Origin of the sequence: Sphingomonas sp., assembly GCF_031372575.1 — a bacterium.
Taxonomy (GTDB): Bacteria; Pseudomonadota; Alphaproteobacteria; order Sphingomonadales; family Sphingomonadaceae; genus Sphingomicrobium.
In genome coordinates, this window is record NZ_JANMLM010000037.1 from 78,494 (window position 1) to 87,784 (window position 9,291).

The 9,291-nt window shown below is 64.1% G+C and carries 8 protein-coding genes and 1 pseudogene; 3 read left to right on the top strand and 6 right to left on the bottom strand.

The features are described from left to right. Positions 1–27: 27 nt before the first annotated feature. Genes RMN73_RS03045 through RMN73_RS03055 form a run of 3 tightly spaced genes read right to left on the bottom strand, consistent with a single transcriptional unit; the run spans position 28 to position 4,102 of the window. Positions 28–1,788 carry a DEAD/DEAH box helicase gene (locus RMN73_RS03045; RefSeq protein ID WP_309601844.1) on the bottom strand — a complete coding sequence of 587 codons (1,761 nt, stop codon included), beginning with the start codon at positions 1,786–1,788 and terminating at the stop codon, positions 28–30. A 50-nt stretch (positions 1,789–1,838) separates the two neighbouring features. Then, positions 1,839–3,374 carry a 2-polyprenylphenol 6-hydroxylase gene (ubiB, locus tag RMN73_RS03050; protein ID WP_309601845.1) on the bottom strand — a complete coding sequence of 512 codons (1,536 nt, stop codon included), beginning with the start codon at positions 3,372–3,374 and terminating at the stop codon, positions 1,839–1,841. Further along, positions 3,371–4,102, bottom strand: coding sequence for a class I SAM-dependent methyltransferase (locus tag RMN73_RS03055; protein ID WP_309601846.1), 732 nt, complete (start codon positions 4,100–4,102; stop codon positions 3,371–3,373). Before RMN73_RS03055 ends, ubiB begins: the two co-directional genes overlap by 4 nt. A 46-nt stretch (positions 4,103–4,148) precedes the next feature. On the opposite strand from RMN73_RS03055, the gene mutM reads away from it, so the two are divergent. The 3 genes from mutM to dnaA all read left to right on the top strand — a co-directional run bounded on the left by mutM (position 4,149) and on the right by dnaA (position 7,138). After that, positions 4,149–4,967: a bifunctional DNA-formamidopyrimidine glycosylase/DNA-(apurinic or apyrimidinic site) lyase gene (mutM, locus tag RMN73_RS03060; protein ID WP_309601847.1), complete on the top strand. Its 819-nt coding sequence runs from the start codon at positions 4,149–4,151 to the stop codon at positions 4,965–4,967. A gap of 121 nt (positions 4,968–5,088) precedes the next feature. Beyond that, positions 5,089–5,352: a 30S ribosomal protein S20 gene (rpsT, locus tag RMN73_RS03065; protein WP_309601848.1), complete on the top strand. Its 264-nt coding sequence runs from the start codon at positions 5,089–5,091 to the stop codon at positions 5,350–5,352. 388 nt (positions 5,353–5,740) lie between these two features. Continuing rightward, a complete protein-coding gene (gene dnaA, locus RMN73_RS03070) occupies positions 5,741–7,138 on the top strand; it encodes a chromosomal replication initiator protein DnaA (protein ID WP_309601853.1) in 1,398 nt (465 codons plus the stop codon). Between the two features lie 145 nt (positions 7,139–7,283). On the opposite strand, the gene RMN73_RS03075 is transcribed toward dnaA, so the two are convergent. The 3 genes and pseudogenes from RMN73_RS03075 to RMN73_RS03085 all read right to left on the bottom strand — a co-directional run. Further along, positions 7,284–7,979, bottom strand: coding sequence for a DUF4136 domain-containing protein (locus RMN73_RS03075; protein WP_309601849.1), 696 nt, complete (start codon positions 7,977–7,979; stop codon positions 7,284–7,286). A gap of 76 nt (positions 7,980–8,055) precedes the next feature. Beyond that, positions 8,056–9,051 (bottom strand): tryptophan--tRNA ligase, encoded by a 996-nt coding sequence (trpS, locus tag RMN73_RS03080; RefSeq protein ID WP_309601850.1) that lies wholly within the window; start codon positions 9,049–9,051, stop codon positions 8,056–8,058. Further along, positions 9,051–9,291: pseudogene (locus RMN73_RS03085) on the bottom strand (murein biosynthesis integral membrane protein MurJ); the annotation flags it as partial. The gene trpS and the pseudogene RMN73_RS03085, both read right to left, overlap by 1 nt.

Sequence of the window (9,291 nt, forward strand, 5' to 3'; positions counted from 1 at the left end):
GCAATCCTACACTGGAGAAGCGAGGGCTCAATACTTCTTGCGCTTGAGCTGTGCGGTCGGCTTGCCGCGATGCGCCGCTGATGGCTTACCATGTTGCGGCCGACCTTGTGGGCCACCCGAAGGGCGGGCACGCGGGGCCAGCGTCGGCCGGTTGTGATGGCTTGGGGGCGCCTCGCCGGGGTTCTGCGCCTGCTCGATGATCAGTCCCTGATCCTCGGGCGCAATTACGGCACGGCGAAGGGCGGCGAGGAAGCCGGCGGTGGCGCGCTGGGTAACTTCAAAATAGCTGTCATTGGCGGCGATGCGGATCGCGCCAATGTCGTTGCGCCCGACATGGCCGTAGCGGCAGATGAGCGGCAACAGCCAGCGCGGATCGGCATTGTGGCGGCGACCGGCATTCATCCGGAACCAGGTCGAATTGTCGAACCCGGCGCGCGGGCCGGCGTCCTGGCCACGCTCACCGCGATCATTGCGGTCGCTGTTGGTCAGGATATCCTCGGGGGCTGGAAGTTCGCTCTTGAGCGCCTTGGCCAGCGCCAGCGCCATCGCCTCGGGGGTCAGCGCCTCGGTCAACTGCCGGGCCAGCTCAAGATCGTCGTCCTCGGGATCGGCGGGCATGGCGAGCTGCGCGAACAACCGATCGCGATCCTTGGCGCGAATGTCGTCGGCGGTCGGTGCGGCCATCCACTCGGTCTCGATGCGGGCATTCTTGAGCATCATCTCGACCCGGCGGCGCGCCTTGTGCGGGACGATCAGCATCGCGGTGCCCTTGCGGCCGGCGCGGCCGGTGCGGCCCGAGCGATGCTGCAACGCCTCGGCATCGCGTGGCAGCTCGACGTGGATCACGAGGCTTACCGACGGCAGGTCAAGCCCGCGCGCGGCGACATCGGTCGCGACGCACACGCGAGCGCGCTGGTCGCGCAATGCCTGGAGCGCGGTGTTGCGCTCGTTCTGGCTATGCTCGCCTGACAACGCGACCGCCTTGAACCCGCGTTCGCTCAAGGCGGCGTGGAGGCGGCGGACGGCGTCGCGGGTGGCGCAGAACAGGATGGCGGTTTCGGCCTCGTGCAGGCGCAGGATGTTGACCACGGCATGTTCGATATCGACCGGGGCGACGGTCACAGCCTGATAGGCGATGTCGGCATGGCCTTGCTTGTCGCCCAATGTTTCGATCCGCAGCGCGTCCTTCTGGTAACGCTTGGCGAGCGCGACGATCGGGCGTGGCATGGTGGCGGAGAATAGCAAGGTACGGCGGCTTTCGGACGGAGTCGCGTCGAGGATCTCCTCAAGCTCTTCGCGGAAGCCCATGTCGAGCATCTCGTCGGCCTCGTCGAGGACTGCGACCTTGAGGTGCGACAAGTCGAGCGCGCCGCGCTCGAGATGGTCGCGGAGGCGGCCCGGGGTGCCGACGACGATATGCACGCCGCCGATCAAGGCACGGCGTTCTTTCATCGGGTCCATGCCGCCGACGCAGGTCACGACACGGGCGCCTGCGGTGGCGTAAAGCCACTCCAATTCCTTCGACACCTGGATCGCCAGTTCGCGGGTCGGGGCGACGACCAAAGCGAGCGGCTCGCGGGTCCAGGCGATGCGCTCGCCGTCCATCAATTGGGGGGCAAAGGCGAGGCCGAACGCGACGGTCTTGCCCGACCCGGTCTTGGCCGAAACAATCAGGTCGCGGCCCTGCGCTTCGTCGGCGATCACGGCGGACTGGACTTCGGTCAGCGTGTCATACGAACGCGCGGCGAGCGTCGCAGCGAGCGACGGATGGAGATTATCATGTTGCATATGCGAAGGCCCCTACAGCAAGGCGGGCCGAAGCGATAGTGGCGGGGAAATTAGCGGAAAAATGCCAGCACGATCGCCGCGCCGCCAGCCCCCGCGATGATCGCCGTCAGCGCATAGCCAAGCCACGCCGGGCGGCGGATCAGGGTGACGTCGGACAGCGGCGGCGGGGGCGGGGCACCGCCGGGATCGGGGTAACTGGCGTCGATCTTGCGAATGATGTCGGGCAGGCGTTTGAGCGCGCGCACCGTCTCGACCAACTTGTCGGCGTAAAAGGCTTCGGGGCCAAGCTCGGAGCGGATCCAATCCTTGAGGAACGGCTCGGATGTTTCCCACATGTTGATGTCGGGATAGAGCGCTGTGGCGACGCCTTCCTCCATCACCATCGTCTTCTGAAGCAACAGCAGATGCGGTTGGGTCTGCATGTCGAAATCACGGGTGATGGCGAACAGGCCGTCAAGCATTCGGCTGACGCTGATCTCCTTAACCGGCAACCCGCGGATCGGCTCGCCCACGGCCCGAAGCGCGGTGGCGAATTCGGCGACGTCGTGATGCGAGGGCACATATTGCGCCTCGAAATGGATTTGCGCGACGCGCTCATAATCGCCAGTGATCAGGCCATAGAGAATTTCGGCGAGCCACAATCGCGCCTGGCGGTTGATCCGGCCCATGATCCCGAAATCGATCGCCGCGAGCTGGCCATTGGGCATGGCGAACAAATTGCCCTGGTGGAGATCGGCGTGGAAATAACCGTCGATCACTGCCTGACGAAGGAAGCCGCGAACGAGGATTTCGGCGAGTGCCTTGGGGTCGTGGCCAGCGGCGATCAGCGCGTCGCGGTTGGTCAGCTTGATCCCGTCGAGCCATTCGAGGGTCAGCACGCGTCGCGCGGTGCGGCGCCAGTCGATCTCGGGAATGTAGAAGCCCGGCTCGGCGATCATGTTCTGCTTGAGCTCGGACGCCGAAGCCGCCTCGCGGGTCAGGTCAAGCTCACGGCGGACCCACTGACGGAAGTAAGCAACGACGAGGCGCGGGCGGAGGCGTTCGGCTTCGCCGCCGAGCAGTTCGACATGCGCGGCGGCCCATTCATAGGTCGCAATGGCGCGTTCAAACTCTTCCTCGACGCCGGGGCGAAGTACCTTGATCGCGACATCGCGGCCTTCGGTGGTGACCGCGCGATGGACCTGCGCGATCGACGCCGCACCAACCGGAATCGGATCGATCGAGGAGAAGAATTGCTCGACCGGCCCGCCGAGCGCAGCCTCGATTGCGGGTTTGATTCGGTCATACGGTTCGGGCGGAAGGTCGTCCTGCAGCTGCCGCAAATTATCGGCGGCGGCGACCCCGACGAGATCGGGCCGCGTGGCGAGCGCCTGGCCCAGCTTGATCGCAGCGGGGCCGATCGCCTGCATCGCGGCGGCATAATCAGGGACCGCAGGCATGGTCAGCCCGAAGCGCGCGACGCGGAGCAGGCGGCGGACGTTGGGCGGGGTCAGCGCGTCGCGCTCGATCCCCTGCAACGCGCCGTGCCGAGCCAGCGTCCGGCCCCATTTCAGGAGTCGGAACAAATGGGTGGTCGAACCGGTCAAATTTTCCACCCACTCCAGATGCACACCAGGCCGCCAAGCATCGGCTCAGCTTTGGCCTGGGCGAAACCGGCTTCGGCGATCATCGCGCGGAAGCGATCGGGGGTGGGGAACCGGCGGATCGACTCGACGAGATAGCGATAGCTTTCCTCATCGCCCGCGACGGCTTTGCCAATGCGCGGGATGACCGCGTCGGCATAACGTTCGTACAGCTTGCCGAAGCCCGGCCAGTCGCTGGTTGAGAATTCGAGAATAAACAAGCGGCCGCCACGCTTCAACACACGATGCGCTTCTTTCAGGGCGGCGGGGATGTCGGTGACGTTCCGGATGCCGAAGGCGATGGTGTAGGCGTCGAAAGCCGCGTCGCCGAAGCTAAGCACCTCGGCATTTTCCTGCTTCCAACTGAGACCTTCGATGCGCTTGGCAGCGGCGCGGTCCTGCCCGACGGCAAGCATGTCGGCGTTGATGTCGCTGACCGTCACCAGGGAACCGCGCGCGGCCATGCGGAAGGCGATGTCGCCGGTGCCGCCGGCCATGTCGAGGATGCGCTCACCAGTCCGCGGCTTGATCCGCGCAACGAATCGTTCCTTCCACAGCCGGTGCATGCCCCCGGACATCAGGTCGTTCATCACGTCATAGCGCTTCGCGACCGACGAGAAGACCGCGCCGACCCGCCGGGTTTTTTCTGCGGGGCTGACCAACTGGTCGCCGAAATTGACCGTATCACTCATGAACGCGGCTCTAGCGGGGAAGGCTGCGGCTTGCCATAGGCCCGCTATGCCCGAGCTCCCCGAAGTTGAAACCACCGTTCGCGGACTGGCCAAAGTGCTCGACGGGCAGGTGATCCGCTCGGTCGAACTGCGCCGCGCGGATTTGCGACGGGCGTTTCCCGATGATCTTGGCCAGCGGCTGACCGGGGCGCGGGTCACGGGACTGAGTCGCCGCGCGAAATATGGCCTGATCGCGACCGATCGCGGCGACACGATGATCTTTCATTTGGGCATGTCGGGGCGGTGGCGGATCAACCCGGTCGAGCTTGGCGCGCACGATCATCTGCTGATCGAGACCAATGAAGGGCGGCGGCTGAGCCTCAACGATCCACGGCGATTCGGGTCGGTCGATCTGGTGGCGACCGATGCCCTGGGCGCGTGGCCCGCGTTCAAGGCGCTTGGGCCTGAGCCGCTGGGCGGGGAAATCGGCGGCCAGTGGCTCAAGGCCCGGGTAGCGGGGCGCACGGCGGCGATCAAGCTGATGCTGCTCGACCAGAGGATCATTGCGGGCCTCGGCAATATCTATGCTTGCGAGGCGCTTTTCCGGGCGCGGATAAACCCGAGGAAGGCGGCCGGGAAGGTGAGTCGCGTCAGGCTTGATGCGCTCGCCGAATCCATCCCGGCGGTGCTGATCGAGGCAATTGCAGCGGGTGGGTCGAGCCTGCGCGATTTCGCTAGCCCCGATGGCGAACTTGGCTATTTCTCCAAACAGTTCGATGTCTACGACCGCGAGGGCAAGCCGTGTCGGGGAGGCTGTGACGGGGTGGTCCGGCGCATTGTCCAGGGCGGGCGGTCGACGTTCTACTGTCCGTCATGTCAACGATAATCGACTGCAAGCCTGCGCGGTTGACCCGAATCGCCCTTAGCGCTAGGGGAGCGGCACGCCGGTGCGACCCCCATGGGTGCGCGCCGCTTTTCTTTTAGACACAGACATTCGAGGAATATCCATGGCGAACACGCCGCAAGCCAAGAAGCGCATTCGTCGCAATGCCAACCGTGCCGCAATCAACGGTGCCCGCGTCAGCCGCATCCGGACCTTCATCAAGGCCGTCGAAGCAGCGCTTGAAGCCGGCAACCCGACCGACGCCCGTGACGCGCTGAACAAGGCGCAGCCCGAGTTGATGCGCGGCGTCGCCCGCGGCGTCATCCACAAGAATACCGCGAGCCGCAAATTCTCGCGTCTGACCAAGCGCGTTTCGGCGCTCGGCTAAACGGTCGAACCCTAGGGTCTAGCCAGTATCAGTTTGAAACGGGCCTCCGGAGCGATCCGGGGGCCTGTTTGTTTCGGCTCCGGTAAAAGTCGAACGATTCCCGCGATTCGCATTTTTCTGTCTCTCTACTGTCATGAAAATTTGGCAGTTTTCAGGCATTTTCCCTGTTTTCCTCGCCTTTTCCATGTCAAGGCCTTTTATTTCACTTTTTTGAAAAAAAGTCGCTTGAACCGCGGTCCGCATGGTCTCAAAACAATTGGCTCCGCAGTGATTCTGCTGGGGGGACACCGCGCAGAAGCAACTTGGGGCGTCGCGACTCGCAGTCGGGCGCAACGATAGGTTTGTGCCTGCGGTGATTGAGGTTTGGGAGGCGCGGTTTGTGCAGGGGGTGACGTCAGGATCGGTGGTCGAGGGGTCCTTGGAGACTCTTGAGACCCCGCTGGCGGCCGCCTGGGAACAGATCCGCACCGGCCTTCGCCGTGATTGCGGTGCGCGCACCTTCGACGGGTGGCTGAAACCCGCCGAGCTCGGCGAGTTCGACCCCGAGACGGGTGAGCTGGTGCTGGTGATGCCGTCCAAATTCATGGCAGATTGGGTTCGCTCGCATTTCGGCGAGCGCCTGGCGCTAGCGTGGAAGACGGTGCTGCCGATCGTTCGCGACGTGCGAATCGCGGCTGCCGAGGGCGGGCCGCGCCCGTCGCCATTGCTGATCCTCGAGGAAATTCCGGTGCCGGTCGCCAAGGCCGGGCCGCGCGATCCCGATGCGCCCAATTTCGACCCGCGCTACCAGTTCGAGACGTTCGTCATCGGCAAGGCCAATGAAGTCGCCGCGACCGCCGCCAAGACGCTGGCGAGCGCAGACCATGTCGCGTTCAACCCCTTGTTCATCCACGGCGGCACCGGGCGCGGCAAGACCCATTTGCTCCACGCCATCGGGCAGGATTTCCTCGCCCGGCGCCCGACCGCCCGAGTCGTGTCGATGTCAGCCGAGAAGTTCATGGTCGAATTTGTTCGCGCGCTGCGCGAGAATGACACGATCGGGTTCAAGGGGCGGCTTCGCTCGGCCGATTTGCTGCTGATCGACGATGTCCAGTTCATCGCCGGAAAGGATTCGACGCAGGAGGAATTCTTCCACACGATGAACGAGATCATCACCGCCGGGCGGCGACTGGTGATCACCTCCGATCGCGCGCCGCAGGATCTCGACGGGATTGCGCCGCGTATCCTGTCGCGACTGTCGTGGGGCTTGGTGGCCGACATCAACCCGGCCGAATATGAGCTTCGGCTCAATATCCTGACCGCCAAGCTGGCTGGACTGCCCGGCATCAGCATGACCCAACCGGTGATCGAGTTTCTCGCCCGCCGCCTGACCAATTCGATTCGCGAGCTCGAAGGTGCGCTTAACCGGATCGCGGCTTATGCGATGATGACCGGGCGGACGATCGACCTGCCCTTCGTCGAGGAAGTGCTGGCCAATGTGCTGCGCGCCAACCAGCGGCGGATTTCGATCGACGAGATCCAGACCCAGGTCGCCGAGCATTACCGCATTCGCAAGGCCGAGATGACCAGCGCCCGGCGCGCGCGCGAAGTCGCCCGGCCGCGGCAGGTGGCGATGTACCTGTCCAAACAATTGACCCCCAAGTCGCTGCCCGACATCGGTCGGCGGTTTGGCGGACGCGATCACACCACTGTGATTCACGCGGTCAAGCAGATCGAGAAACTGCGCGCCGCCGACGCCGAGCTCGACGCCGACATCCGCTTGCTCACCCGCCAGCTCGAGGGCTGAGCCACTAGTTTCGGTGCCTCGGTGCCGACCTCCCCTGCCAGCACCCGCGGCAGGGGAGGACTACTTGCCCACCTTCCCGACAAGCGAAGGCCCGCCCGGATTGCGCCGGACGGGCCGTCATTCCCACGCTCAGTAACTCATGTGGCTAGCTCGGGCGGCGTTGAGTCGGGACGGTGATCCGTACGGTCTCGCCGTTGCGGCCGGGGAATCCGGTGAACATGGCTTCGATCAGGTTGGGGACGAGCACGCCCAGATTGTCGGTTTGCGACCGCGCCTTGGCATGGCCTTCGAACAAGGCCGCATTGTCGGCGCGACGCCGAATGTTCACGTCGAGATAGCTTTTGTAGACGGTGTAGGCGCGCGTATTGTCGAACGAAGAGCCCCAGAACGGATCGTCCCAGCCGTAGTAAAACGGCGTCCGGCCGTAACCGCCGTAGCGCGAATAATAGGGTCGACCGTAATAGCCGCGGCGATAGAAGGGGTCGTAGAAACCACCGAACCCGCCGCCGTAATAACCATTGGCGAAGGGATCGACGTCGATTTCCTGACGGCCCTGGTCGACTCCATAATCGAGCTGGACGAGCATCGTCGCAGTCTGGGGCGAGACGGCGGGGAAATAGCCCTGGGCCTGCATCGCCTGCGCGGCGATGGTGGCATATTGGGTGAATTGGAGACCGCCCGACTGCGCCGGATTGGCGGGGACGACGAAGAAGCTTTCGCCCTGCGGCGCCGGCATCGCCTGAAACCGCGAAACCTGGGTCGGAAAGCCAGTGGCGCAGGCATTGAGCCCGAGCGCGGCGACGCCAAGCATGGCGGTCGCAACCAGTCGATTGATACGCATCTCACTCATTCCTCTGCAGAGGGGTTACACCCTGCCTATAGCACGTTTCGCCGTGAATGGGAGATGAAGCGTTATTTCAAGTAGTTAGGCCGACAGCGCGATAGGCTTCGGCCAATGTCGGGGCGGCGAGCGCGCGGGCCTTGTCAGCCCCCGCAGCGAGAATCCGATCAATCTCGGCGGGATCGCCACGAAGCTCGACGAGTTTGGTGCGCAAGGGAGCAATCAACCCGATCAACGCATCGGCGAGCGCTAGCTTGAACGTGCCAAATCCCTGTCCGGCGAATTGCGCGGCGACCGCCTCGACGCTCGATCCGGTGACCGCCGCGTAAATGCCGACAAGATTCTTCGCTTCGGGCCGCGAATCGAGCCCGGCCGGATCGGCCTCGATCGGGTCGGGATCGGTGCGCGCTTTCCGCACTTTCTGCGCGATCGCCTCGTCGCTGTCGGTCAGGTTGATGCGGCTCATGTCCGACGGATCGGACTTGGACATCTTGGCCGATCCGTCACGCAAGGACATGACTCGCGCCGCCGTACCGCCGCCGATGAATGGCTCGGGGACGGTAAACAGCTCGACCTCAAAATCATTGTTGAACTTCAAGGCGATGTCGCGGGCCAGCTCGATATGCTGCTTTTGGTCGTCGCCGACCGGGACATGGGTGGCATTGTAGAGCAAGACGTCGGCGGCTTGCAGAACCGGATAGGTGAACAGCCCGACCGATGAGCCCTCCTTATTCTTCCCGCTCTTGTCTTTGAACTGGGTCATCCGATTGAGCCAGCCCATCCGCGCGACGCACTGCAGTATCCACGCCAGTTCGCTATGCTCGCGCACCTGGCTCTGGGCGAACAGAATCGACTTGGCCGGATCGATCCCGCTGGCGAGCAACGCCGCTGCCATTTCGCGGACATTGGCGCGAAGGGTCGTGGGATCGCCGTCGACGGTCAGCGCGTGGAGATCGGCGAGGAAAAACAAGCATTCGGCCTCATCCTGCATCCGCACCCAGCGCAGGATCGCGCCGAGCAGATTGCCGAGGTGAAGATCGCCGGTTGGTTGGATTCCGGAGACGACGCGCATCAGTCGGTGACCTTTTTCTTGCGGAGGAGCACCAGGATCGCCTCACGGTCGATTCCGCCAATGAGCCACGCAACCGCAAAATAGACGATCGCTCCGGTCCCGACCAAGGCGCCAAGGCTGATGATCTTTTCGATCGTGCCACCGAAATACATGTCACCGATGGCGATCTTCACCGCGTAGAGCGCGCCGCCCATCGCGACCGCGGCGATCAGCTGTTTGGCGACCCGGCCAATGAGCCAG

Coding starts and splice junctions, on each gene's coding strand:
- RMN73_RS03045 (WP_309601844.1), bottom strand. CDS start 1,788: ATGCAACATGATAATCTCCATCCGTCGCTCGCTGCGACGCTCGCCGCG.
- RMN73_RS03075 (WP_309601849.1), bottom strand. CDS start 7,979: ATGCGTATCAATCGACTGGTTGCGACCGCCATGCTTGGCGTCGCCGCG.
- RMN73_RS03055 (WP_309601846.1), bottom strand. CDS start 4,102: ATGAGTGATACGGTCAATTTCGGCGACCAGTTGGTCAGCCCCGCAGAA.
- mutM (WP_309601847.1), top strand. CDS start 4,149: ATGCCCGAGCTCCCCGAAGTTGAAACCACCGTTCGCGGACTGGCCAAA.
- trpS (WP_309601850.1), bottom strand. CDS start 9,051: ATGCGCGTCGTCTCCGGAATCCAACCAACCGGCGATCTTCACCTCGGC.
- rpsT (WP_309601848.1), top strand. CDS start 5,089: ATGGCGAACACGCCGCAAGCCAAGAAGCGCATTCGTCGCAATGCCAAC.